The organism is Micrococcus sp. KRD012 (genome assembly GCF_017168555.1).
Lineage (GTDB): Bacteria > Actinomycetota > Actinomycetes > Actinomycetales > Micrococcaceae > Micrococcus > Micrococcus luteus.
Genome location: NZ_JABFBB010000004.1, coordinates 1 through 24,966, shown reverse-complemented (window position 1 = coordinate 24,966; position 24,966 = coordinate 1). Strand labels below are relative to the sequence as shown.

Genomic DNA, 24,966 nt, shown 5'->3' with positions numbered 1-24,966 from the left:
CCCGAGACCCCCGCCGGCCCCGCCGACGCCCGATCAGGAGACTGACAGTGTTCAACCCCACGGCCCCCGTGAACGAGCAGCTGGCGCTGTACAGCGACCTCTTCATGCTCATCGCCGCGCTCGTGTACGCGGCGGCGTTCATCCTGTTCACCATCGACATGGCCACCGCCTCGGCCACCATCCGCCGCCTCGAGGCCGACCTCGCGGCCCAGCGCGGGCAGGTGCGCACCGCTCCGGCCCGCGAGACCGTGGGGGTCGCCGTCGGCGGGTCCACGGCGGTCGGCGCGAGCGCCTCCGACGCGGCCCGTCCGACCGGCGCCGCCGAGCGCGGCGTCGACGCGGACGGCGCCCTCGTGGACGAGGACATGGACTACACGGGCGGCGGCCGCCGCCCGGTCGCCAACGTGGCGGTGGCCGTGCTGGCCGTCGGCTGGGCGCTGCACGCGTTCGCCGTCGTCGCCCGCGGCCTCGCCGCCTCCCGCGTGCCGTGGGGCAACCTGTACGAGTTCATGACCACGGGCGCGCTCGTGATCACGACCGTCTACCTGCTGTTCCTCTTGCGCAAGGATCTGCGCTTCGTGGGCACGTTCGTCACCGGCATCGTCGTGGCGATGATGTGCGCGGCCACCATGGGCTTCCCGACGCCGGTGGGCCACCTCCAGCCGCCGCTGCAGACGCCGTGGCTCGTCATCCACGTGTCCATCGCCGTGCTTGCCAGCTCGCTGTTCGCGCTGACCGCCGCGATGTCCGTGCTGCAGCTGCTGCAGGACCGCGCGGAGAAGCGCGCTGCGGCGGGCGAGCGCTCGTGGGCGTTCCTGCGCCTCGTGCCGGCCGCGCAGGGGCTCGAGAACTGGTCCTACCGCCTCAACGCGATCGCCTTCGTGATGTGGACGTTCACCGTGATCGCCGGCGCCATCTGGGCCGAGGCCGCGTGGGGCCGCTACTGGAACTGGGACACCAAGGAGGTCTGGTCCTTCGTGATCTGGGTGGTCTACGCGGCGTACCTGCACGCCCGGGCCACCCGCGGCTGGACCGGTGCCCGCGCGGCCTGGCTGAGCATCGTGGGCTTCCTGTGCATCGTGTTCAACTACACGATCGTCAACACGTACTTCCCGGGCCTGCACTCGTACGCGGGTCTGCCCGGCTGAGTCCGGCGGGGCCCCTCAGGCGCGCGGCCCGTCGCCCTCCGGGTCGGCGTCGTCGTCGCCCTGCTCCCGACGACGGCGCAGCTCCTCCTCGCGGGCGCGCAGCTCGGCCTCGCGGCGGTCCAGGTCCTGCTCGCGGGCGTCCTGGCGGCGCTGCACGCGCAGGCTGCGCAGGAAGGCCTCGTCGTCGTCCGGGGCCCCGGTGGGCCGGGGCGCGGGGCGGCTGCCCGCGCCGGCCGGGCGGGCGCGGCCGAGCAGCAGCCACAGCAGCGGCCCCACGAGCGGCACGAGCACGATGACCGCCACCCACGCCGTCTTCGGCAGGCTGCGCACCTCGCGGGCGGGGGTGAGCAGCGCCTCGAACAGCGCGTAGAGGGTCAGTCCGGCGAGGATGATCGCGGCGGGGATGATGAAGCGGCCCATCCCGCCAGTCTAGGCGCGGGCTGTGGGGTCGGCGGGCGGGCGGGGCGTCCGTCCTCGTAGGATGGACCGGTGCGCATCTTCTTCTACGGTCTGGTCCGCGTGGTCGTCTTCGTCGCCCTGTGGGCACTGTTCTACTACGTGATGGACCTCGGGATGATCTTCGGAGTGATCGCGGCCACGATCCTGACGTTCGCGGTCAGCTACCTCTTCCTCGGCCGCCTGCGCACGGGGGCCACCGAGGACCTGTCCGCCGCGTGGGAGGGCCGTCCGGGCCGCCGGGGCCGCACCGAGACCGCCGACGCGGACGCCGAGGACGCCTACACCGAGGGCCGCTTCCGGGAGTGAGCCCCGCGGGGCGACGGCGCGGACCCCGCCGCCGACGCCGCGGTCATCCCGTACGGCTCAGAGCAGCGCGCCGAGGGTGAACGTGATCGCGTAGACGATCCCGATCACGCCGGTCGCCCGCAGCACCGGGATCAGCGCCCGGCGATCCTGTGCGCGCAGCACCGTGCGGATCGGCCGGATCGCGAGCAGGCCGCCGATCGGCACGAGCAGCAGCCCCGGGTGCACCGCCACCCAGAACAGCGGCAGCAGCAGGGCGACGGCCAGCATGACGCCGTAGGACGCCCGCGCGGGTCCGTCGCCCAGACGGGCGGCCAGCGTCATCTTCCCGACCTCGCGGTCCGTGGGGATGTCCCGGATGTTGTTGACCATGAGCAGGGCCGTGGAGATCAGCCCGCAGCCGATCGCGCCGGCCCAGGCCAGGCCGCTGACGGCGTCGGCCTGGGTGTACGTGGTGCCGAGGACGGCCACCAGCCCGAAGAACACGAACACGAACACCTCACCGAGGCCGAGGTACCCGTACGGCCGCTTCCCGCCGGTATAGAACCACGCGGCCAGCACGCAGGCGACGCCGACCAGCAGGAACCACCAGTGCCCCGAGAGCAGGATGAGCCCCAGGCCGGCCAGCCCGGCGAGGCCGAAGAACGCGAAGGCCGCCTGCTTCACCCGGACCGCGGGCACGAGCCCGGAGACGGTGAGCCGGAAGGGGCCGACGCGCTCGTCGTCGGTGCCGCGGATGCCGTCCGAGTAGTCGTTGGCGTAGTTCACGCCGATCTGCAGCGCGAGCGACACCACGAGGGCCAGCAGCGCCGCACCGAGGTGGAAGGAGCCGAGCTCCGCGGCGGCGGCCGAGCCGACGATCACGGGGGCGATCGCCATGGGCAGCGTGCGCAGGCGCGCGGCGGCGACCCAGTGGGAGAGCGTGGCGGCCATGGGCGGGGGTTCCTCCTGGGGAGCGGGGGGTCGACGGCGGCGCGCGGCCGGGGCCCGACGTCGGCCGGGCCCGGGTCATTCTCCCACGCGGGCGGGGCGTCGCTCAGCTGGCGGTGAACCGGGCGGCCAGGGCCTGCCGGTCCGTCTTGCCGGTCGAGAGCAGGGGCAGGGCGTCGAGGACGAGCCACGTCTTGGGCACCGCGGCCGCACCCAGCGCCGCGCGCACGTGGGCGCGCAGGACGGCCTCGTCGGGGGCCGCGGCCGGGTGGGCGGGCACGACGGCGGCGCACAGCCGCGCGCCCCACTCGGGATCCGGCACGCCGGCCACGTGGGCCGCCGCGACGCCCGGGTGCGCCTCGAGCACCGCGGTCACCGCCGCCGCGGACACCTTCACCCCGCCCGTGATGACGACGTCGTCCAGGCGGCCGGTCACGGCCAGCCGCACGCCGCCGTCGTCGGTGAGGGAGAGCACGCCCGTGTCCTCGGTCAGGAAGGCGCGGGCGCCGTCCGCGGCGGGGACGAAGTGGGCGGCGGTGCGGGCGGGGTCGTCGAGGTAGCCGGCCGCCACCATGGGCCCGGCCAGGCGCACGCGCGGCGGGGCGTCGGGGTCGTCCGGGGCCACCGCGACGGCGACGCCGGGCAGCGGCACGCCGTCGTAGACGCAGCCGCCGCACGTCTCGGCCATGCCGTAGGTGGCGGTGAGACGCACCCCCGCCGCCTCGGCCGCGGCCCGCAGCGCGGGATCGAGCCGGGCGCCGCCCACGAGCACACGGTCGAAGGAGCGCAGGGCCGCCCGCCCGGCCGGGTCGGCGTCGGCCGCGAGGAGGCGGGCGAGCTGGGTGGGGACGAGCGAGACGAGTCGGGGGCCGGCGTCGTCGGGCAGGGCGGCCGCCCCGGTGGCGAACGCCGCGGGCGTGAAGGGGCCCGGTGGCAGGGCCACGGGTGCGGTCCCGGCCGCGATCGAGCGGGAGAGCACGGCGAGCCCGGCCACGTAGTGCACGCCGAGGGCCAGCAGCCACGCCCCCTCGCCCCCGAGCCGCCGGGCCGTGGCCGCGGCCGAGGCGCGCAGGGCCGCGCCGGTCAGGACGATCTGCTTCGGCGTGCCCGTGGACCCGGAGGTGCGCACCACGGCGACAGCGTCCGGGTCCCCGCAGCGGCGCGGGTCGCGGGCCTCGGGCCGGGGGAGCGCGGCGCCGTCGGCGGTCAGCTCGACGGGGGCGCCGCCGTCGAAGGCCGCGGCGAGGGCGTCCGTGGCGCGGGCGAGGGCGTCGGCGGTGGCGGGCATGGCCCCGAGTGTAGGAGGCCCGGCGGTCGAACGGACCCGCCCGGCGGACCGGATCCGCCCGCCCGGTCAGAGCAGGAACGGCACGGTGGCGATCTTGACCACCATGATCAGCGCGAACAGCTGGGCGTACCCCTCGGTCACGCGGGCGTCGGTGGACCGGGAGAGCGCGTAGTCCAGGATCGCCGGCTGGCCCGTGATGCCCGCCAGCGCCCCGAACGTGCGATCCACGGACTGCCCCAGCAGCCGTGCCGCGGCGATGAGCAGGGCCGCGGTCAGCGCGGTGAGCACGGCGGACATCAGGATGGCCAGCCCGCCGACCCGGGTGAACACCGTCTCGAGGAACGCCGGGCCGGCGGCCAGGCCCACCACGCCCAGGAAGAGCATGAGGCCGAACTGCCGCAGCGTCAGCGCGATCTCCGTGGACGGCTCCCACACCGTGGGTCCCGTTCGGCCGATCGCCCCGAGGGCGAGGCCGACGAGGATGCACCCGGCCGCCGGGCCGAGGGAGAAGGAGGCCCCGCCCGGAAGCGGGATCGTCACCATGCCCAGCAGGTAGCCCAGCGCCATGCCCGTGCCCAGGGAGATCCAGTCCAGGTTCGAGAGCCCCCGGGTCGAGTTGCCGAAGAAGTCGCGCACCGCCTCCATCCGCGGCGCGGTGGTCACGATGAGCACCCGGTCGCCGACCTTGAGCTCGGTCTGCGGGGTGGCCAGCGACTCGACGTCGTCGCGCCGCAGCCGGGCGACGTCGGTGCCGAAGCGCTCGCGCAGGGACAGCGTGCCCAGGCGGCGATCGGCCAGGGCGCGGGCCGTGACGATGACCATGGAGGTCTGCAGCGGGTTCATCACCTGCGCCGGGTCGGCGTCGGTGCGGCGGCCGAAGGCCTCCACGGCCGCGTCGATGTTCTTCTCCGTGCCGTCCAGGACGACCTCGTCCCCGGGTTCGATCCGGTCGGCGGAGCCGGCGATCCGGGCCACGCCGCCGTGGCGCAGCGCCACCACGCGCACCAGCCCGTCGGAGATCCCCGGGATCTCCCGCACGGCGAGGGCGGAGGTGGCGGCCGCGGCGGTGAAGCGCAGCTTGCCGTCGGTCACCGGCGCCGGATCGCGCGGGGAGCTGCCCCACGGGCGGGCGGCGAGCAGGGTGATCGCGATGATGGTGCCGACCACGCCCACCAGGTAGGACAGCCCGTAGCCCACGGCCGGGGCCTGCCCGCCGGTGAGCTGGTTCGCCAGCGCCATCGCCGGCGTCGCGGTGAGCGAACCCGTCCACACGCCGATCGCCGTCGGCAGGTCCATGTGCAGCAGCGCGGCCAGCGGGTGCACCGTGAAGGCGGTGAGGACCACCACGACGACGGCGGCCAGCATCAGGGGCAGGTTGCGGCGCAGGTCCCGGAAGAACACCTTGCCGGCGCCGAGCCCGATCAGGTAGGCGAACAGGGCCAGGCCGAAGCTCTGGAACAGGGCCAGCCGGTCGCCGACGTCGGGCAGCACCGCCCCGACGAGCAGGCCCACGAACAGTGCTCCCGAGGCGCCGAGGCGGATCTTGCCCAGGGGGATGGTGCCGACGGCGGCGCCCAGGGCGACGGTGGCCATGAGGACGAGGATGGGCTGGTCGTTGAGCAGCGCGAGCATGGGCGGGTCTCCGTCCTGCCGTGGTGGTCGGTCAGAAGTGGTACGGGAAGGCGGACCAGTCCGGGTCGCGCTTCTGCAGGAACGCGTCCCGGCCCTCCACGGCCTCGTCCGTCATGTAGGCCATGCGCGTGGCCTCGCCGGCGAAGACCTGCTGGCCGGCCATGCCGTCGTCGGGAAGGTTGAACGCGAACTTGAGCATGCGCAGGGCCTGCGGGGACTGACGGTTGATGTCCGCGGCGTACTCGAGGGCGACCTCCTCGAGGCGCTCGTGGTCCACCGCCTCATTCACCGCGCCCATGGCCACCATCTCCTCGGCCGAGTACTCGCGCGCCGTGAAGAAGATCTCCCGGGCGCGCTTCTGGCCCACCTGCCGGGCGAGCAGGGCCGAGCCGTAGCCGGCGTCGAAGGAGCCCACGGTGGCGTCCGTCTGCTTGAACTTCCCGTGCTCGCGGGAGGCCAGGGTGAGGTCCGCGACCACGTGGAGCGAATGACCGCCGCCGGCCGCCCAGCCGTTCACGACGGCGATGATCGCCTTGGGGGAGGTGCGCATCAGGCGCTGGACCTCGAGGATGTGGAGGCGTCCGGCGCGGGCCGGGTCGATGGTCTCGGCCGTCTCCCCCTCGGCGTAGCGGTAGCCGTCGCGGCCGCGGATGCGCTGGTCCCCGCCCGAGCAGAACGCGTGGCCGCCGTCCTTGGGGGAGGGGCCGTTGCCGGTGAGCAGCACCGTGCCGACGTCCGGGGTCATGCGGGCGTGGTCGAGGGCGCGGTAGAGCTCGTCCACGGTGCCGGGGCGGAACGCGTTGCGGACCTCGGGGCGGTCGAAGGCGATGCGCACCGTCGGCAGGTCGCCCACCCAGCGGCCGTCGGCGTCGCGCTCCACCTGGCGGTGGTAGGTCAGGTCCTCGAAGTCGAAGCCCTCGACCACGCGCCAGCGCGTGGGGTCGAAGATGTCGGAGACCTTGTCCGGAAGCCGGTCGCGGTCCGGGTGCTCGGGGCTGTGTGGGGTCATGGCATCGAGTCTAGGTGTCCCCCCGGACCCCCACCGCTCGAGGTGATGTGTGTCACCGTGGGGGACGGGGGCCGGCGACGGTGCCCGAACGCGGGCGGGCGCCGCCGTGGGCTCCTCGCTCAAAACGTCTGGGCGAACTCAGGAGAGAAACGCAGCATGCTTTTCCATATTATTTCATCAAATCCTGTCGCATCCACCACTTCAACCTGCCCTTTAAAGCACCCGTTTCCCGAATGAAAGTGTTCTGGGAAATTCCCAGTTCCCAAATAGAATCGGGGCTCGAGGGGAAATTGACTAAGCGCCCGGGTGCGCGAAGCCGACCAAGTGCTCGTGTGGCAACAGGCAATCGGCCAGCTTGTGTACCAGAGGCGCGAGGGCGGCTGGGGTCTCCTCCCTGAATCGGACGACCTCAGCAGGCAAAAAAGGTCAGGCCGGTGAGGAAGATCTGCTGGGCCGTCGTTCCATCGGTGGACGCGAAGTACAGAGTGAAGGAGTTGATCGGGCCGGCGTAGGTGACCCTGGACCGGTTCGCCACGGTGTCGGACGTGACCTCACCGGCTGACACGGCGCTCACGGGCGATCCGGTCGTCCCGTTGCCCTGCAGGGGGGGGCCGTTGGTCACGCTGGTGGGTTCGGGGTCGAGCACGATGGCGTCACGGTACCGACTGCGCAGCCAGTCGACGTCGGCAATCGTGAACTGGAGGTTGGTCACGGGGCGGCTGAACGTGATCGTGAGTCTCTGCCCGCCAGAGCCGGACTGCTGGAGCAGCAGACCGTCCGCCCTCAGGTCTCCGAGTCCGTTGTAGCCCTGGTTGATGCCGCCGGCCGAGGTGAGGTTGTTGGGCGTCAGAGACTTGCCGCTGTCGGCGACGGTGTTCAGGGACAGGGTGATGGGAGTGCGGCCTGCGGCTGACCACGTGTAGGTGGACGGGGGCGTCCCATAAACGTTGGCCTGGGTGAACCTGCCCGTGAACGCGGCCGGGTTCGCGCATGAGACGGCGAAAGCCGGGGCTGCGGCGGCGGCTGCCACGGCCGGAACAGTCCAGGCCAGTCCGTGGGCCACGGTACGGCGGGACAGGGAAGGGGGCGAGGCGGGTGACTGAGGGTCCGTGAAGGACATGGGTTTCTCCGATGGTAGGGGAGCCGCCCGGCGGGCAGGTTGCCCAGCGTCAGCGCAGCGTTCGATTCACGGTGCTTCAAAGCATAGGGGTATCGCTGGCATCCTCGATAATCGGTGAGGGCTGCAGCTCCCCGGAGAGAGGGGCCGGATCGCCGGGCGGGCCGGTCAGTCCACCCGCGCCGTCGCCCCCAGCGCCGTCAGAAGGAACGCGTACTCCCACGCGGTGTCCTCCCAGCCCTGGTACCGGCCGGACGCGCCGCCGTGGCCGCCGTCCATCTCGGTGCGCAGCAGGATCGGGGCGCCGCCCTCGGCCAGGGGCGTGGCCTGGTCGCTCGTCACCGTCCGCCGCAGCTGGGCCACCCACTTGGCCGGCTCCACGTAGTGCACGCGGGTGTCGTTCAGGCTCGTCACGGCCGCGATCGCCGGGTAGTCCACCGCCCGCACGTTCTCGTACGGGGTGTAGGCGCGCATGGCCTCATACACGGCCGCGTCCTCGATCGGGTTGCCCCACTCCTCCCACTCGAGCGCGGACAGCGGCAGCTCCGGGTCGAGGATCGTGGTGAGCGCATCCACGAACGGCACCACCGCCAGGCACGCCCGGTACAGCTCCGGCGCGAGGTTCAGCACCGCGCCCATGAGCAGGCCGCCGGCCGAGCCGCCCATGCAGGCCACGCGCGCCGGGTCCGCCCAGCCGAGGTCCACGAGGTGCCGGGTGGCGTCCACGAAGTCTGTGAAGGAGTGCCGCTTGGCCAGCTTCTTGCCGTCCTCGTACCAGCGCCGGCCCAGTTCGCCGCCGCCGCGCACGTGCGCGACCGCGAACACCACGCCCCGGTCCAGCATGGACAGCCGGGCCACACCCAGCACGGGGTCCATGGACATCTCGTAGGAGCCGTAGCCGTACACCACGCACGGGGCCGTCCCGTCCGGCTTCACGTCGCGGCGCCGGATCACGGTGACGGGGATCCGCACGTCCTCCCCGGTCACCGACGACGGCTCGGACGCCGGCGCCCACACGCGCTCGGCCACGTAGTCGGCCGGGTCGTAGCCGGGCACCTCCGTCTCGCGGCGCAGGTGCACCTCGCCCGTCGCCGCCGAGACGTCCAGCACGCGCGCGGGCGTGATCCAGGACGTGTAGGCCAGCCGCAGGAACGGGGACTCGGCCGCCGTCGCGGACAGATGGCACGCGTAGAGCTCCTCGTCGAACGCGGGCTCGCGCCAGTGCGCGGCCTGCCCGGCCAGCACGGCGTCCAGCTCGGTGACGACGACGCGCGGGGTCGTCTCCCGGCGCACGGCCAGGGCGGCGTGGGTCAGGGTGACCATGACACCGTCGACCTTCACGTCCTCGCGGTGCGGCACGACGGTGCGCCAGGCGCCGCGGTCGGCGACGTCCGCCTCGGCGACCACCGAGAGCATCCCGTTGGGCGCGGCGACGGGGGCGCCGTCGTCGTCCAGGGCGCGGTCGTGGACCACGAGCAGCCGGCGGACGCCGTCGGCGTCGGTGACGGGCTCGACGTCGGCGAGCATCCGCCACGCGCGGGGGATCAGCACGCGCGGGGCCGGCAGGGGCGCGGCGGGGTCCTCCGGCAGGTCGACCACGAGGGTCTCGGAGACCTCCGAGTTGCCGACGCCGATCAGCAGCTGGGTGCGGTCGGCCACGCCCTCGAAGCCGGTCCACATGCCCGGGTCGGCCTCCTCGTGCAGGATCACGTCCTCGGCCGGGTCGGTGCCGAGCACGTGGGCCTTGACCTGGTACGGCCGCCACGAGTCGTCCCACACGGTGTAGAACACGCGGGTGCCCGAGCGGTCGAAGCGGACGCCGTGGGCCACGTTCTCGACCGCGTCCGGCAGGTCCTCGCCCGTGGCGATCTCGCGCACGCGCAGGGTGAAGCGCTCGTCGCCGGTGTGGTCCACGGCGTAGGCCACCCGGGTGGCGTCCGGGCTGATGTGCAGGCCGCCGAGCGCGAAGAACGGGTGGCCCTCGGCCTCGGCGTTGCCGTCCAGGATCACCTGCTCGCCCGGCAGGGCGGCGTCCGGGGTGATGACGGGCGGGGTCCAGTCGGCCTCGAGGTCGCCGGTGTCGCGTGCGGGCACGCGGCAGTGGATCGGGTACTCGGCGCCCTCGCGGGTGCGCACGAAGTACCACCACCCGTCCCGGCGGGCGGGCACGGAGCGGTCCGTCTCCACCGTGCGGGCCTTGATCTCGCCGACGATCGCCTCGCGCAGCGGCGCCTGGTCCGCGGTCACGGCCTCGGTGTACGCGTTCTCGGCGGCCAGGTGCTCGAGCACGCGGGGCTCCGCCTTGCCGCGCAGCCACTCGAAGTCGTCCTGGAACGTGTGGCCGTGGTGGCGGCGGGTCACGGGCTCGGCGCAGGCGGACGGCGGGACGGGGGCGTGCGACGTGGTCTGGGGCATGCGGCCCATCCCATCACGCCGCGCGGGGCGGGGCCGACACCCCGCGCCGCACACGACGACGGCGGCGCACCGGTCCGGTGCGCCGCCGTCGGGGGTGGCGGGTCAGTTCAGGCCGAGCGCCGCCCGGACCACGCCGAGCCCGAAGTACGCGACGAACGCGAGCGCCACGAACCACAGCAGCGGGTGCACCTCGCGGCCGCGGCCCTGGCCCGTGCGGATCACCGCGTAGGCCACCACGCCGGCGCCGATGCCGTTGACGATCGAGTAGGTGAACGGCATGAGGATGAACGTGAGGAACGCCGGGAAGGCCGCGCCCGGGTCGGACCAGTCGATCTGCACCACGTGCTGGCACATCATGAACCCGACCACCACGAGCGCGGGGGCCACGGCCTCGAACGGCACGAGGTGGATGAGCGGGGAGAGGAACACGGCCGCGAGGAAGAACAGGCCGGTGAACACGGAGGCCAGGCCGGTCCGGGCGCCCTCGCCGATGCCGGTGCCGGACTCCACGAAGATCTGGTGCGCCGAGCCGGAGGCGCCACCGCCCACCGTGACCGCGAGCGCGTCCGCGGCGAGCACCCGGTTCAGGTCGGGGATGGAGCCGTCCGGGTTCACGGTGCCGGCCTCGCGGGCCAGGCCCACGGAGACGCCCATCGCGTCGAAGAACACGGAGAGCAGGATCGCGAACACGAGCAGGGAGGCCATCAGCCCGCCCACGGAGGTGAAGGCGCCGAACAGGTCCACGCTGCCGAGCAGGTGCAGGTCCGGGGCGGTCCACTCGGGCAGGGAGGGGGCGATCAGGGACCAGCCGGTGGGCACGGCGTTCCCGTCGGCGTCCACGGAGGGGCCGATGTGGAACACGGCCTCCAGCACGTTGGCGAGGATCGTCGCCACGACGATGCCGATCAGGATGGCGCCGCGCACCTTGCGGATCACGAGGACCGCGGTCAGCAGCAGCCCGACGACGAAGACCAGCACGGGCCAGCCCTCGAGCTCGCCGCCCGTGCCCAGGCCCACCGGGACCGTGGTGTCGGCGGCGTCCGGCAGCCGCCGCACGAACCCGGCGTTGACGAGGCCGATCAGTGCGATGAACAGGCCGATGCCCACCACGATGCCGGACTTCAGCGCCTCCGGGACCGCGTCGAACACGGCACGGCGGAAGCCGGTCACCACGAGCAGCAGCATCACGAGACCGGCGAGGGTGACGAGGCCCATCAGCTGGGGCCAGGTGAGCCCCGGCGTCGTGGCGATGGTGATGGAGACGAACGCGGAGACGCCCAGGCCCGCGGCCACCGCGAACGGGTGCCGCGCCCACACGCCCATGACGATGGTCATGACGCCCGCCACGAGCGCAGTCACGGCGGCCACGGCGGGGATGCCCAGGGTGTTCCCGGCCGAGTCGGGCCCGGACAGGATCAGCGGGTTCAGCACCACGATGTAGCTCATCGCCAGGAACGTGGCGAGGCCGCCGCGGAACTCCTGGCCCACCGACGAGCCGCGCTCGGTGATGCGGAAATACCGGTCCAGGGCGCCGCGGGGAGCGGCGGGCGACGGGGCGGGCGAGGGCGGTGGAGAGGCGGTGCGGGAGGCCATGGCACCAGCGTAGTGACCCGGTCCCACGACGATCGCGCGCGTGCCGTCCCGCTACGCTCGCGGGCATGCGTCCCCGCTCCGCCTCCGCCGCCCGCACCCGGGAGGCGCTGCGCGACGCCGTGCAGATCTACGCCCCCTCCACCGTCTACGCCGTCGGCCTGGGCGCCATGACGCCCGCGCTCGCGGTGGCGGCGCTGGCCCTCGGCCTGGACGCGGCGCGGGCGGCCGCCGTCGTGCTGCTGGTGGGGCTCGGCTCGCTCGTGGCCAACGGGCCGGCCTCGGCGCTCGCGGCCCGGGCGGGGGAGCGGGTCACCATGGTCGTCTCCGCCGGGCTCGGCACGGTCGGCGCGGGTCTGGCCTGGGCGACGACGGCCGGGGTGTCCTCCGGGCCGTCGGCGGCGGGGGTGGCCGAACCGGGGCGGTTGGCGCTGTTCCTGGCCGCGGTGCTCGCCGTGGGCATGGCCGGGGCCGGGTTCAACCTGGCCCGCCAGGCGTACCTGGCGGTGGCGGTGCCGGCCACGCACCGGGCCCGCGCGATGTCCACGCTCGGCGGGACCGTGCGGATCGGGACGTTCCTGGGCCCGTTCCTGGGTGCCGCCGCGCAGGCCCCGCTCGGGCTGGACGGCGCGTTCGCCGCGGCCGCCGCGGCCATGGCCGTCGGCGCCCTGCTGTGCCTGCGGATCCGGGATCTGCCGGTGCCGGCGTCCGATCCGGCGGCGGGGGAGGAGCCCGGCCCGGCCGGTCGACCCCGGCTGCGGGACGTGGCGCGCGCCCGGCGCGGGGCGTTGCTCACGGCCGGCTTCGGTGTCGTGGCCGTCTCCGCCGCCCGCGCGGCGCGCAACGCCGTCATCCCGCTGTGGGCCACGCACCTGGGCCTGGACGCGGCGACGGCGTCGCTCGTCTTCGGCCTGGCCGGCGCGGCGGACCTGCTGCTCTTCTACCCCTCGGGCCGGCTCATGGACCGCTTCGGCCGGCGCGCCGTGGCGGTGCCGTGCCTGACCCTGCTGGGGGCGGGGTTCCTGGCGATCAGCCTCACCCGGGAGCCGACGGCGTTCGCGGCGGCGGCGGTGCTGCTGGGCATCGGCAACGGCTTCGGCGCGGGGATCGTGATGACCCTCGGGGCGGACCACTCGCCGCCGAACGCGCGCGCCCCGTTCCTCGGTCTGTGGCGCTCGATGTCCGACGCGGGGATGCTCGCCGGGCCGCTGCTGCTCTCCGGGGCGACCGCCGCGGCCGGGCTGGCCGTCGGCGTCGGCTCCCTCGCGGTCGTCTGCGGTCTCGGAGCGGTCGTGTTCGCCGCGGTGCTGCCGCGCGGGCCGGGGGCCGTGGCGGACCCGCCGCCCGTCGTCGTGCGCTCGCGCTGACCGGGGCGTCGGACCGTCGGCTCAGTCGGCGGTCTCGTCCGGGGGGATGGTCTGCCCGGAGGCCTGGTCGTCGAAGACCATGTACGTCTGCGTGTCGACGACGCTCGGCAGGGTCTGCAGTTCGTCGAAGATCACGCGGCGCAGGTCGGCGGTGTCCCGCGCGCGGACCAGCAGGATCACGTCCATGTTCCCGCCCACGAGGGAGACGTGGGAGACCTCGGGGATGGCCAGGAGCGTGGCGCGCAGCTCTCGCCAGTCGTGCTGACGCAGCTTCATGGTCACGTGGGCGGAGGCCCCGAAGCCGACCTTGACGGGGTCGACCCGCACGGTGAAGCCTGTGATCACGCCCGCGTCCTGCAGGCGGTTCAGACGCGAGTAGCAGTGCGCGCGGGAGATGTGCACGCGCTCGGCCAGGGCCGCGACGGACATCCGCCCGTCCTGCGTCAGTTCGCGGACGATCGCGCGGTCCACGCGGTCCAGCGGCTCGGCGGCCATGGCTCCTCCTGGGGCGGGGCGGACGGGGTCGGCCACGCGGCGGCGGACCGTCTACGTGGCACGAGTCACCATAGCAGTTCGTCCGATGGAGTGCCTGGTTTGCACCCGATTGTCTCGTGATCACGGGCGAGCGCGCGACACATTGATCCTCTTGGGCACACTGAAGGCCACAGATCGAGAGGACCCGCCATGAGTGACCCCACCCCCGCCGTGCCCGGGGCCGTCCGGACCGACGAGGCCGAGACCCGCCCGAACGCCGGCGCCGCCTTCGGCATCTCCCTCGAGGAGTACCTGCTCCCCGCCGCCCGCCGCATCCAGCTGATCGGCGAGGACGGCACTCTGCTGGCCCCGGAGGAGCAGGGCACCGAGCCCGGCCACGAGTATCCCCTGCCCTCCGACGAGGAGCTGCTGGCCGCCTACCGCCACCTCGTCATCGGCCGCCGCGTCAACGACCAGGCCTACGCCCTGGTGCGCCAGGGTCGCATGGCCGTCTATCCGTCCTCGCATGGCCAGGAGGCCTCCGAGGTCGCCGCCGCCGTCTGCCTGGGCGAGCACGACTGGCTGTTCCCGACCTACCGCGACACCGTGGCCGTGATCGCCCGCGGCGTCCCGCCGCTCGAGGTGATGGTGGCCTACCAGGGCACCTGGCATCAGGGTTACGACCCCCAGAAGCACCACGTCTCCATCCAGTCCACGCCCCTGACCACCCAGATGCTGCACGCCGTCGGGATGGCCAAGGCCGCCCGCCTGCGCGGCGAGGAGGTCGTGTGCCTGGCCATGGTCGGCGACGGCGGCACCTCCGAGGGCGACTTCCACGAGGCGCTGAACTTCGCGGCCGTGTTCAAGCTGCCGGTGATCTTCTTCGTGCAGAACAACAAGTTCGCCATCTCCGTGCCGTTCGCCAAGCAGTCGGCCGCCCCGTCCCTGGCCCACAAGGCCGTGGGCTACGGCCTGGCCGGCGAGCGCGTGGACGGCAACGACCTCGGCGCCCTGCTGGCCGTGCTGGGCCGCGCCGTGGAGCTGTGCCGGCAGGGACAGGGCCCCTTCCTCGTGGAGGCGGACACCTACCGCATGCAGGCGCACACCAACACGGACGACCCCTCGCGCTACCGCGACGACGCCGAGGTGAAGGAGTGGGAGGCGCGCGACCCGCTGCGCCGCATGACCGCCTACCTCGAGTCCACCGGCGCCCTCACCGAGGAGGTCTCGGCCCAGATCACCCGCGACGCGGAGGACGTCGCGCAGCAGCTGCGCGACGCCATGAACGCCGAGACGGAGCTCGATCCGCTCGAGCTGTTCGACCACGTCTACTCCGTGCAGACCCCGCAGCTCGCCGCCCAGCGCGCGCAGCTGGCCGAGGAGCTGTCCCGTTCCGAGAACCAGGAGGCCTGAGCATGGCGACCCTGACCTTCGCCGCCGCGCTCAACGCGGCGCTGGCCGACGAGATGGCCGCCGACGACATGGTGGTGGTGTTCGGCGAGGACGTCGGCACCCTCGGCGGCGTCTTCCGCATCACGGACGGGCTGACCGCGCGCTTCGGCGAGGAGCGCTGCTTCGACACCCCGCTGGCCGAGTCCGGCATCGCGGGCATGGCCGTGGGCATGGCCCTCGGCGGCGCCCGCCCCGTGATCGAGATGCAGTTCGACGCGTTCGCGTACCCGGCCTTCGAGCAGATCGCCTCGCACGTGGCCAAGATGCGCAACCGCACCAAGGGCGCCACGCCCATGCCGATCACCCTCCGCATCCCCTACGGCGGCGGCATCGGCGGCGTGGAGCACCACTGCGACTCGTCCGAGTCCTACTACGCGCACACCCCGGGCCTGAAGGTGTACACCCCGGCCTCGGTGAAGGACGCGTACATGATGCTGCGCTCGGCCATCCGCCTGGACGACCCGGTGGTCTTCATGGAGCCCAAGAAGATGTACTGGACCAAGGCCGAGCTCGACCTCGACCAGCTGCGCGCCGAGTTCGAGGAGGGCTGGGCCCGCGTCGAGGACAAGAAGGAGCACGGCGAGGCCTGGGCGCGCGCCGCCGTCGTCCGCGAGGGCACGGACGTCACCCTCGTCTCCTACGGCCCCTCCGTGCCCACCTGCCTCGCCGCCGCCCACGCGGCCGCGGAGGAGGGGCTCTCGGTGGAGGTCGTGGACCTGCGCACCGTGAACCCGCTGGACGAGGACACGATGGCCGCCTCGGTCGCCAAGACCGGCCGCGCCGTCGTCGTCGCCGAGCCGCAGGGCTTCGCGTCCGTGGCCTCCGAGCTGGTGGCCCGGATCCAGCAGCGCTGCTTCCACTCGCTGGCGGCGCCCGTGGGCCGCGTGACCGGCTTCGACATCCCGTTCCCCGCGCCGAAGCTCGAGGAGCACCACCTGCCGAACATCGACCGCATCCTGGACGCGATCGACGACCTGAACTGGGACCTGGACGCCGAGGAGGCCCGCGCATGAGCAACACCTTCCTGCTGCCCGACCTGGGCGAAGGCCTGACCGAGGCCGACATCGTCCGCTGGCTCGTCGCCGAGGGCGACACCGTGGCCGTCGACCAGCCCATGGTCGAGGTCGAGACCGCCAAGGCCCTCGTCGAGGTGCCGAGCCCGTACGCCGGCACCGTGCTGACCCTGCACGGCGCCGAGGGCGAGACCATGGACGTCGGCAGCCCGCTGATCACCATCGGCGCGGCCGGCGAGTCCGGTGAGGGCTCCGCGCCCGCCGCCGGCACCGAGGCCCTGGCCGTCCCGCCGGCCACCGGTGCGGCCGCTGCCGAGGCCGCCCGCCCCGGCGCGCTGAGCTACCGCGAGGAGGAGATGGCCGGCGTCCAGCCGAAGCCGGACAAGGCCCGCGGCGGCGACGGCGACGTCGCCGGCTCCGACGACGAGGCCTCCGGCGCCGTGCTCATCGGCTACGGCACCTCCGGCCACAGGGCCACCTCCCGCAGCCGTCCGTCCAAGCGCGGCCGCGGCGCCGCCCGCCCGACACCGGCCCCCACGGCCGGGGCCGGCGCCCCGCGCGTGACCTCCCCGATCGTCCGCAAGCTCGCCCGCGAGAAGGGCGTGGACGTGGCCGCGCTGACCGGCACGGGCCCGGACGGCCTGATCACCCGCGCCGACGTGCTCGCCGCGGCCGAGGGCTCCGCCCCGCAGGCCGCCCCGGCCCAGGCCCCGTTGGTCGCAGCCGTCCCGGCGGCCGAGGCCGCCGCGCAGCCGGGCGCCGTGGACGGGCGGACCGGCCTGGCCGTCGTCGCCCGCACCCCGATCTCGGGGGTGCGCAAGGTGATCGCGGACCAGCTCTCCCGCTCGCGCCGCGAGGTCCCGGAGGTCACGGCGTGGCTGGACGTGGACGTCACCGCCCTGCTCGAGCTGCGGGCCTCGCTCAAGGCGAAGGACTCGGAGAACGCGCCCTCGCTGCTCGGCCTGATCGCCCGCTTCACCCTGGCCGGCCTGCGCCGGTACCCGGTGATGAACGCGCGCATCGAGGCGGGGGCGGACGGCAAGGACGAGATTGTGGAGGTCGACGGCGTCCACCTCGGCCTGGCCGTGCAGACCGACCGCGGCCTCATGGTGCCGTCCGTCGAGCACGCGGAGAAGCTGTCCGCGGACGAGCTCACCGCCGCGGTCAACGACACCGTCAGCCGCGCCCGCGCGGGCCGGGCCGCCCCGGCCGAGCTCACCCGCGGCACGTTCACGCTGAACAACTACGGCCCGCTGGGCACGGACGGCGCCACGCCGATCATCAACGTGCCCGAGGTCGGGATGCTCGGCATCGGCCGGATCATCGACCGCCCGTGGGTCGTGGACGGGGAGATCGTGGTCCGCAAGGTCACCGAGATGACCGTGACCTTCGACCACCGCGTCACCGACGGCGCCACCGCGAGCGCGTTCCTCACGTTCGTGGCGGACTGCCTCCACGACCCGACGGCGGCCCTCGCCCGGATCTGATCCGGACGATCCCCGCCCGCCCCGACCCCGGACGAGCCCTGCGATGTGGCGGCCATACCTCGCGGATGGCCGCCACATCGCAGGGCTCGTCGCGTGGTGGGGGTGCGGTGAGCGTGCGGGGAGGGGTCAGTCCGCGCGGCCGCGGCGAAAGGCCGTGCCGAGCGCGCCCCACAGCAGGACCGCGGGGGAGGCGCTGAGCAGGATCCCGGCCGGCTCGGCCGCCGGGTGGGGGCCTGCGCCGCTGGTCGCGGGGGTGTCGAGGGTGAGGGCCAGCAGCGTCAGCCCGGCCGCCAGGCCCGCGACGCCCAGGGACCAGAGCGTGGCCTCCACGCCGCGGGCGCCGCGCGGTGCGGGCCGCGGTGCGCCGTCGTACCGGGCGAACGGCACGGCGAGCAGGCCCCAGGCGGCGGACACGAGCGCCGCGGCGGCCATGTCCGACGGCCGGTGCCAGGCCTCCGTGTAGGCGACGGCGCCGGTGCAGGAGCTCACCACGGCGCCGAGGACGGTGGTGAGAGGTCGCCACCGGGCGGGCACGAGCAGCAGCGCGGCCACCGCGGCGCCCGTCGCGAGCGTCATGTGGCCCGAGGGCAGTGAGTTGCCGCCGGACCACGGGACCCCGTCGGCGTGCTCGGGCCGCGGAAGCGCCGCCTTGAGCAGCTGCGTGGTGAGGTTGGACCCGGCCAGCACGAGGAGGGCGAGCAGCCCCCGCCGCCGCCACCGGGCCACGGCGAGCGCGCCGAGCGAGGCCAGCGCCATGCCGACCGCCAACGCGAGCGGCAGGATCCGCACCACCTGGGAGGTCACGTCCGGCACGGTGTCCGCGTAGCGCTCCTCGACGGCGCGGAACACCTGGTACTCGAGCACCTGGCCGGCGGAGGACCACACCAGGGCGGCGTAGACCAGCACGACGCCGGCCACGCACGCGGCCAGCGCCAGCCACCACGTCCACGAGGGGAGGCGGCGGGGGGGGGGGGCATGGGTTCCATTGTGTCGGACGCGCAGCCGTCATGCAGGCTTCATCGGACGGTCACGCCCCCGTCGCCGTCCCGTCCTCCGCGCCCCTGAGCCGCCTGCCTAGCCTGGGGCCATGACCCGCGTGCCCCCCGCCCACGGACATCGCCCGGCCCTCCGCGACTCCACCGGCTCGGCTCACGGCCCGGGCGTCGAGCCGGGCGCCCGGCCCCGTCTCTCGGCCGAGGACCTGCTGGCCGCCCGGGACGCCCTGGCCCCCTTCGGCCGGCTGAGCCGGCAGGAGCCCATCGAGTGGGCCGCCGAGGAGCCCCTCGCCCCGGACCTGGCCGACTTCTACCGCTACGTGGGACCGGAGTGGCTGGAGATCGACACCCTCGGCCTGCCCGTGATGTTCTTCCCGCTGGACCGCCTGTGGGACGAGCAGGCCGGCTACCGGTGGAACCCCCGAACCGGTGCGCTGCTGGTGGACTGGAACGACGACTGGACCGTGGTGGCCAAGCAGGGCGCCGACCCGTTCATCCACGCGGCCTCCACCGGCCAGGTGCTCATGGCCCCGGGAGACGAGGGCTGGGAGGACCGCCTGGACGAGCCGCGACCGGTCTTCCGGGACCTCACGGAGATGACCCGCGCGCTCGCGGCCGTGGGCACGGCGTGGGCGCGCTTCGACGACCCGTTCACCGCCGACTGGCATCTCACCGAGGAGGTGACGGCCGCCGTCGTCGCCGGCCTGGAGGGGGTGCTCGGCGCCCACGACCGCGCCGTGGACCTGGCCCGAGCCCTCGGCTACCTCCGCGCCGTCTGAGCGTCGGCGCCGACACAGACAGTCCCACCCCGCCGGCGCCCGTCGGAACGGGAGCCGAGCGCCCTTCCTACACTGGCCGCATGAGCACCGCCCCCGCCCTGCCCCCGCTGCCCGGCGCGCCGGGCGGTCCCGCCCTGCCGAGCGTCGAGGAGCTGCTGGCCGACGCCGTCGCGGTCGCCCTGCCGATGCGCGTGCGGTTCCGCGGCACGGACCTCCGTCACGCCCTGCTGCTGCGCGGCCCGGCGGGCTGGGCCGAGTTCTCCCCGTTCCCGGAGTACGGTCCGCACGAGTGCGCCGCGTGGCTGGCCGCCGCGATCGAGGCCGGCTGGCAGGGCTGGCCCGGCCCGGTCCGCCAGACCGTCCCCGTCAACGCCACCGTGCCCGCGGTGGCCGCGGACGACGTCGAGGCCGTCCTGGCCCGCTACGGCGACGGCATCACCGCGGTCAAGGTCAAGGTGGCCGAGCACGGACCCGAGGGCGGTCTCGTCCCCGGCGGCCGCGAGGCCGACCTGGCCCGCGTGCGGCGGGTGCGCGCGCTGCTGCCCCACGCGCAGGTCCGCGTCGACGCCAACGCCGGCTGGACGCCCGCCGAGGCCGTCGACGTGCTCACCGCGCTGGCCGACGTCGGCCTCGAGTACGCGGAGCAGCCCGTGCCCGGCATCACCGCCCTCGCGGAGGTCCGCGCGGAGCTGCGCGCCCGGGGCGTCCCCACCCCGATCGCCGCGGACGAGGCGGTCCGCAAGGCCGAGGACCCGCTCGCCGTCGCGGCCGCCGGGGCCGCGGACCTGATCGTGGTGAAGGTCCAGCCGCTCGGGGGCGTGCGCCGCGCCGCGGCGATCGTGGCGGCCGCGGGGCTGCCCGCGGTGGTCTCCTCCGCGCTGGACACCTCCGTGGGCATCGCCGGCGGCGCCGCGCTCGCCGCCTGCCTGCCGTCCCTGCCGCACGCGTGCGGGCTCGGCACCGCGGCCCTCTTCGAGCACGACGTCGTCGCCCCGGCCTGGCGCCCGCGCGCGGGGGCCCTCCCGGCACCGGGGGAGCGGGCACCCGCCCCCGACCCGGAGCTGCTCGACCGCATCCGGGCGGACGGGACGCGGCAGGCGTGGTGGGCCGACCGCCTGCGCGCGGCCCACGCGGTGCTGGCCGCGCAGGGCTGACGAGCCCGCCCGGTCCCCGTCGACGCGGGGCATGTGAGCCGGATTACAGCATGTCGACGGGGCGAAATCCGGCGGCCGGGAAGAGTTCAACTCGCGGCCACCTGGGCGTGGCTCGCCGCTCGGAGCGAGGGGCCAAGGTGATGGCGGCCCCGGCCGGTCTCACCCCGGGGTCGTCTCCGGCCCGGCACCGGACCCCGGACCATCCCCACGACGCGAAGGACCCCGTCATGCTGAAGCGCCTCCTCCCCATGGCCGGCCACACCCGTGGCAACCGCTCCGCCGTCACGTGCGAGCTCAAGTGCGGCAACGCGTGCGCCCACCCGGTGCCCAACACCTCGGCGAACCCGACCTTCCAGCAGATCGCGGAGACCGCCATCTCGCGCCGCTCCGCCCTGGTCGGCGGCACCGGTCTCGCCGCCGCCGTCGTCATCGGCTCCCAGGTGGCCCAGGCCCCCGAGGCGCTCGCGGACAACGGCCGGCGCCCGACCGGCGGCGGCAAGCTCCCCTTCGAGCCCATCGCGCCGGTGAGCCGCACCGTGGACACCATGACCGTGCCGGAGGGCTACGACTGGGGCACCGTGATCCGCTGGGGCGACCCGCTGTTCGCCGACTCCCCGGAGTTCGACATCGAGCACCAGACCGGTGCGTCGCAGGCCGCCCAGTTCGGCTACAACAACGACTACCTGAACATCATCACCGACGGCGGCAACGACCGCTCCGGCTACCTCGTCTCCAACCACGAGTACACCAACGAGAACATCATGTTCTCCCCGGAGTACATCGCCTCGAACTTCGAGGACGTCGTCAACGTCGGCCTCCAGGCCCACGGCCTGTCCATCGTGGACCTCAAGCGCGCCAAGCGCGGCGCCCCGTGGGAGTACGTCCGCGGCGGCCGCCGCAACCGCCGCATCACCGGCACCACCGAGTTCGAGGTCCGCGGCCCGGCCGCCGGCCACGCGCTGCTCAAGACCGTCGAGGACCCGACCGGCACCCGCGTGCTGGGCACCCTGAACAACTGCGCCGGCGGCACCACCCCGTGGGGCACCGTGCTCTCCGGCGAGGAGAACTTCAACCAGTACTTCAAGGGCCGCGGCACGGCCGAGGAGAAGCGCTACGGCATCTCCGCCGCCGCCACCAGCCGCGGCTGGGAGAAGGTCCACGACCGCTTCGACCTGACCAAGCGCGGCTACGAGAACGAGGCCAACCGCTTCGGCTGGGTCGTCGAGATCGACCCCGAGGACCCGACCTCCACGCCCGTGAAGCACACCCTCCTGGGCCGCTTCAAGCACGAGGCCGGCACCGCCGTGATCTCCCCGTCCGGCCACGCCGTGGTCTACTCCGGCGACGACGAGCGCCACGACTACCTGTACAAGTTCGTCTCCGCCGAGAAGGTCCGCGAGGGCGACAAGAAGCACAACATGCGCCTGATGGACAAGGGCACCCTCTACGTGGCCAAGTTCTCCGGCGACTCCCCGGCCGCCCAGATCGACGGCAGGGGCACCCTGCCCTCGGACGGCGCCTTCGACGGCTCCGGCGAGTGGATCGCCCTGGCCGACGAGAAGACGTCCTTCGTCCCGGGCATGTCCCTGGCCGAGGTCCTCGTCTACACCCGCCTCGCGGCAGACAAGATGGGCGCCACCAAGATGGACCGCCCGGAGGACGTCGAGACCAACCCGGTCACCGGCAAGGTCTACGCGGCCCTGACCAACAACACCAAGCGCACCGCCGTGGACGAGGCCAACCCGGTCATCGGCAACCGCGACGGCCACGTCATCGAGATCACCGAGCGGGGCGGGGATCACACCTCCACCACCTTCACCTGGGTCATCCTGCTGCTCGCCGGCGACCCGGCGGTCTCCTCCTCGGCCTACTTCGCCGGCTACCCGAAGGAGAAGGTCTCCCCGATCTCCTGCCCGGACAACCTGGCGTTCGACTCCGAGGGCAACCTCTGGATCTCCACCGACGGCCAGCCCGGCACCATCGGCTACGCCGACGCGCTGCACAAGGTCACCCTCGACGGCGCCGAGCGCGGCCGCGTCCAGCAGTTCCTCGCTGTCCCCCGCGACGCCGAGACCTGCGGCCCCGTGATCCACGACCGCGACAACTCCGTGTTCGTCAACGTCCAGCACCCGGGCGAGGACGGCACCTGGGGCGCGCACACCTCCTCCTTCCCGGACTTCCTGAGCCCGACCGGCCCGGTCCAGGTGGGCGACAAGGTCGCAGCCCCGCGTCCGTGCGTCGTCCAGGTGTTCAACGCCACCGGGAACAACGGCATCGGCAAGGGCGCCGGCAAGGAGAAGGGCAACAAGGGCAAGGGCAACGGCAAGGGCAACGGCAAGGGCAACGGCAACGGCAAGGGCCCGAAGGGCTGACCCCCGCCTCCGCGAGGACCCTCGACGAGGCCGTCACGGCCGGCGCCACCGCGTCACCGTGGCGGCCTCGCCGCGTCCGGGGCCCGTCCGCGCCCGGGCCTAGACTGGTGGCCACCATGACCTCCGTCGACTCCCTCTCCGTGGCGCGCGCCGTCGCCACCGCCCTGATCGACGCCGGCATGCGGGACGCGGTGGTCTGCCCCGGCTCCCGCTCCGCCCCGCTGGCCTACGCGCTCGCGGCCCTCGAGCGCGCCGGCGAGGTCCGCCTGCACGTGCGGGTGGACGAGCGCTCGGCCGGCTTCCTCGCCCACGGGCTCTCGCTGGCCTCGGGGCGCCCGGTGGGCGTGCTGACCACCTCGGGCACCGCCGTCGGGAACCTGCTGCCCGCCCTGATGGAGTCCATCCACGCCGGCACGCGCGTGATCGCGCTGACCGCGGATCGTCCGCCCGAGCTGCACGGCACCGGCGCGAACCAGACCACGGACCAGAGGGGCGTGTTCGGCACGCACGTCCGCCATGCCGCCTCCCTCGGCTGCGACGCCGCCGACGGCGTGGATGCCGAGCAGCATCTGCGCCACGTGCGGGCCACCGTGCGCCGGGCCCTGCTGGCGGCCGAGGGGGTCGTCGCCGAGGCCGGTTCCGACGACGGCGCGCCCGGTCCGGTGACGATGGCAGAGGCCCCGGCCGGGCCCGTCCACCTGAACCTGCACTTCCGCGACCCGCTCGTGCCGAGCCCTGAGGAGGCGGCCGCCATGGGCGCCGCCGCGGCGCCGCACACCCCTGCTCCGGCCGTCGCCCCGACCGGCGCGAGCCCGGCCCCCGCCGCGTCGACCTACCGGGCGCCCGGGGCGGTGCTCTCGGGGCTGCCCGAGCTGGACGTCGCCCGCCTGGACCAGCGGCGCACCGTCGTGCTGGCCTGCCACGGCGCCGGCCCCGTGGCCGCGGCCTTCGCGCTGTCCCTGGGCCTGCCCCTGCTGGCCGAGCCGTCCTCGAACGCGCGGTTCTCCGCCAACGCCATCGCCGCCTATCCGCTCCTGCTGGGCGCGGCCGGCGGGCGCGACGCGGACGCACACCCCCTTGCCGCCCGCATCGAACGGGTCGTGCTGTTCGGCCGGCCCACGCTCACCCGGACGGTCAACGCCCTGCTGGCCCGCCCCGACGTCGCCACGGCCCTGCACGCCCCCGAGCCCGCACCATGGTTCGAGCCGGGCCGGCGCCGGGAGACGCCCGTGGAGACCCTCGAGGAGCTCGCCGCCTTCGCCGGGCAGGGCGAGCCCGGCTGGCTCGCCGCGTGGCAGCACGCCTCGATGCGCGCCCAGGCCGCCGTGGAGGACGCGCTCGTCACCACCGACGCCGGCGACCGGCTCAGCCCGCAGACGGTGGCGCACGTGAGCGCCGCCATGGTCCGGGGTCCGCTCGTGCTGGGCTCGTCCTCGGTGATCCGGGACGTGGACCTGACCTGGCGGCCCCCCTCGGCGCCGGACGCGGAGGTGTACGCCAACCGCGGGCTCGCCGGGATCGACGGGACCGTCTCCACGGCCGCGGGCGTCGCACTGGCGCGCGGACGGCGGACCGTGGCCCTGCTCGGCGACCTCACCGCCCTGCACGAGGCGGGCGGCCTGCTCGTGGGCCCCACCGAGACCGAGCCGGACCTCGACCTCGTGGTCGTCAACGACGACGGCGGGGCGATCTTCGCGAGCCTCGAACACGGGGCCGTGGCCGAGGCGCCCGGCATGGCGGACCCCGTCGAACGGCTCTTCGGCACCCCGCACGGCGTGGACCTGGCCGCCCTGGCCGCCGCGTACGGCCTCCCGCACACGCGGGTCACCGACCGCGTCGACCTCGTCCGGGCCCTGTCCGACCCGGTGCGCGGCCGGCGTCTGCTCGAGGTCCGCTGCGACCGCGCCGACCGCCCGCGCGTCGCCGCCGCCCTGGCCGCGGCGGTGCGCGCCACGTTCCCGCCCGCGTGCCCCGTCCCGGAC

Annotated in this window: 20 protein-coding genes; 10 read left to right on the top strand and 10 right to left on the bottom strand. The window is 74.3% G+C overall.

Going from position 1 to position 24,966, the window contains the following annotated elements; all coding sequences use genetic code 11:
* The first annotated feature begins 47 nt into the window (after window positions 1-47).
* Window positions 48-1,148 (top strand): c-type cytochrome biogenesis protein CcsB, encoded by a 1,101-nt coding sequence (gene ccsB, locus J1M37_RS03020; RefSeq protein WP_060973988.1) that lies wholly within the window; start codon window positions 48-50, stop codon window positions 1,146-1,148.
* A gap of 15 nt (window positions 1,149-1,163) precedes the next feature.
* On the opposite strand, the gene J1M37_RS03015 is transcribed toward ccsB, so the two are convergent.
* On the bottom strand, window positions 1,164-1,568 hold the full coding sequence (locus tag J1M37_RS03015) for a PLDc N-terminal domain-containing protein (protein ID WP_206452075.1): 405 nt from the start codon (window positions 1,566-1,568) through the stop codon (window positions 1,164-1,166).
* Between the two features lie 69 nt (window positions 1,569-1,637).
* Here J1M37_RS03015 and J1M37_RS03010 point away from each other — a divergent pair, with 69 nt between their 5' ends.
* The gene (locus J1M37_RS03010; protein ID WP_010080315.1) at window positions 1,638-1,913 is read left to right on the top strand and encodes a DUF4229 domain-containing protein; all 276 of its coding nucleotides are present in this window, start codon (window positions 1,638-1,640) and stop codon (window positions 1,911-1,913) included.
* A gap of 57 nt (window positions 1,914-1,970) precedes the next feature.
* On the opposite strand, the gene J1M37_RS03005 is transcribed toward J1M37_RS03010, so the two are convergent.
* The 7 genes from J1M37_RS03005 to J1M37_RS02975 form a co-directional block, all read right to left on the bottom strand.
* Window positions 1,971-2,843 carry a 1,4-dihydroxy-2-naphthoate polyprenyltransferase gene (locus J1M37_RS03005; protein WP_206452074.1) on the bottom strand — a complete coding sequence of 291 codons (873 nt, stop codon included), beginning with the start codon at window positions 2,841-2,843 and terminating at the stop codon, window positions 1,971-1,973.
* Window positions 2,844-2,946: 103 nt separating this feature from the next.
* Window positions 2,947-4,128, bottom strand: a complete 1,182-nt coding sequence (locus J1M37_RS03000) for an AMP-binding protein (protein WP_206452073.1) — start codon at window positions 4,126-4,128, stop codon at window positions 2,947-2,949.
* A gap of 66 nt (window positions 4,129-4,194) precedes the next feature.
* Window positions 4,195-5,760: an aspartate-alanine antiporter-like transporter gene (locus J1M37_RS02995; protein WP_206452072.1), complete on the bottom strand. Its 1,566-nt coding sequence runs from the start codon at window positions 5,758-5,760 to the stop codon at window positions 4,195-4,197.
* Between the two features lie 31 nt (window positions 5,761-5,791).
* Window positions 5,792-6,769 (bottom strand): 1,4-dihydroxy-2-naphthoyl-CoA synthase, encoded by a 978-nt coding sequence (locus J1M37_RS02990; protein WP_206452071.1) that lies wholly within the window; start codon window positions 6,767-6,769, stop codon window positions 5,792-5,794.
* 409 nt (window positions 6,770-7,178) lie between these two features.
* Entirely contained in the window at window positions 7,179-7,799 is a 621-nt protein-coding gene (locus J1M37_RS02985; protein ID WP_206452070.1) for a hypothetical protein, read from the bottom strand.
* Window positions 7,800-8,054: 255 nt separating this feature from the next.
* Window positions 8,055-10,301 carry a S9 family peptidase gene (locus J1M37_RS02980; RefSeq protein WP_206452069.1) on the bottom strand — a complete coding sequence of 749 codons (2,247 nt, stop codon included), beginning with the start codon at window positions 10,299-10,301 and terminating at the stop codon, window positions 8,055-8,057.
* A gap of 102 nt (window positions 10,302-10,403) precedes the next feature.
* Complete coding sequence (locus J1M37_RS02975) at window positions 10,404-11,894, bottom strand: NCS2 family permease (RefSeq protein WP_144819514.1); 1,491 nt, start codon at window positions 11,892-11,894, stop codon at window positions 10,404-10,406.
* A 65-nt stretch (window positions 11,895-11,959) separates the two neighbouring features.
* On the opposite strand from J1M37_RS02975, the gene J1M37_RS02970 reads away from it, so the two are divergent.
* Window positions 11,960-13,258, top strand: coding sequence for an MFS transporter (locus J1M37_RS02970; RefSeq protein WP_095353662.1), 1,299 nt, complete (start codon window positions 11,960-11,962; stop codon window positions 13,256-13,258).
* A gap of 21 nt (window positions 13,259-13,279) precedes the next feature.
* On the opposite strand, the gene J1M37_RS02965 is transcribed toward J1M37_RS02970, so the two are convergent.
* Complete coding sequence (locus tag J1M37_RS02965; protein ID WP_036316705.1) at window positions 13,280-13,753, bottom strand: Lrp/AsnC family transcriptional regulator; 474 nt, start codon at window positions 13,751-13,753, stop codon at window positions 13,280-13,282.
* A 189-nt stretch (window positions 13,754-13,942) separates the two neighbouring features.
* Here J1M37_RS02965 and J1M37_RS02960 point away from each other — a divergent pair, with 189 nt between their 5' ends.
* Genes J1M37_RS02960 through J1M37_RS02950 form a run of 3 tightly spaced genes read left to right on the top strand, consistent with a single transcriptional unit; the run spans window position 13,943 to window position 17,684 of the window.
* Complete coding sequence (locus J1M37_RS02960) at window positions 13,943-15,145, top strand: thiamine pyrophosphate-dependent enzyme (protein ID WP_095353661.1); 1,203 nt, start codon at window positions 13,943-13,945, stop codon at window positions 15,143-15,145.
* A gap of 2 nt (window positions 15,146-15,147) precedes the next feature.
* Window positions 15,148-16,197, top strand: a complete 1,050-nt coding sequence (locus J1M37_RS02955) for an alpha-ketoacid dehydrogenase subunit beta (RefSeq protein WP_095353660.1) — start codon at window positions 15,148-15,150, stop codon at window positions 16,195-16,197.
* The gene (locus tag J1M37_RS02950; protein WP_036316711.1) at window positions 16,194-17,684 is read left to right on the top strand and encodes a dihydrolipoamide acetyltransferase family protein; all 1,491 of its coding nucleotides are present in this window, start codon (window positions 16,194-16,196) and stop codon (window positions 17,682-17,684) included. Before J1M37_RS02955 ends, J1M37_RS02950 begins: the two co-directional genes overlap by 4 nt.
* A 126-nt stretch (window positions 17,685-17,810) precedes the next feature.
* Here the strand turns inward: J1M37_RS02950 and J1M37_RS02945 are convergent, their stop codons facing one another.
* Window positions 17,811-18,602 (bottom strand): phosphatase PAP2 family protein, encoded by a 792-nt coding sequence (locus J1M37_RS02945; protein ID WP_342345105.1) that lies wholly within the window; start codon window positions 18,600-18,602, stop codon window positions 17,811-17,813.
* Window positions 18,603-18,771: 169 nt separating this feature from the next.
* Between J1M37_RS02945 and J1M37_RS02940 the strand changes: the two genes are divergently transcribed.
* From J1M37_RS02940 to menD, 4 genes are all read left to right on the top strand, one after another.
* Window positions 18,772-19,458 carry a hypothetical protein gene (locus tag J1M37_RS02940; RefSeq protein ID WP_036317999.1) on the top strand — a complete coding sequence of 229 codons (687 nt, stop codon included), beginning with the start codon at window positions 18,772-18,774 and terminating at the stop codon, window positions 19,456-19,458.
* A gap of 80 nt (window positions 19,459-19,538) precedes the next feature.
* Window positions 19,539-20,612 carry an o-succinylbenzoate synthase gene (locus J1M37_RS02935; protein ID WP_036318002.1) on the top strand — a complete coding sequence of 358 codons (1,074 nt, stop codon included), beginning with the start codon at window positions 19,539-19,541 and terminating at the stop codon, window positions 20,610-20,612.
* A gap of 227 nt (window positions 20,613-20,839) precedes the next feature.
* Window positions 20,840-22,984 carry a PhoX family protein gene (locus J1M37_RS02930; RefSeq protein ID WP_206452068.1) on the top strand — a complete coding sequence of 715 codons (2,145 nt, stop codon included), beginning with the start codon at window positions 20,840-20,842 and terminating at the stop codon, window positions 22,982-22,984.
* A 116-nt stretch (window positions 22,985-23,100) separates the two neighbouring features.
* Window positions 23,101-24,966 (top strand): 2-succinyl-5-enolpyruvyl-6-hydroxy-3-cyclohexene-1-carboxylic-acid synthase (gene menD / locus J1M37_RS02925; protein ID WP_206452067.1); only part of this gene is annotated, 1,866 nt, incomplete at its 3' end.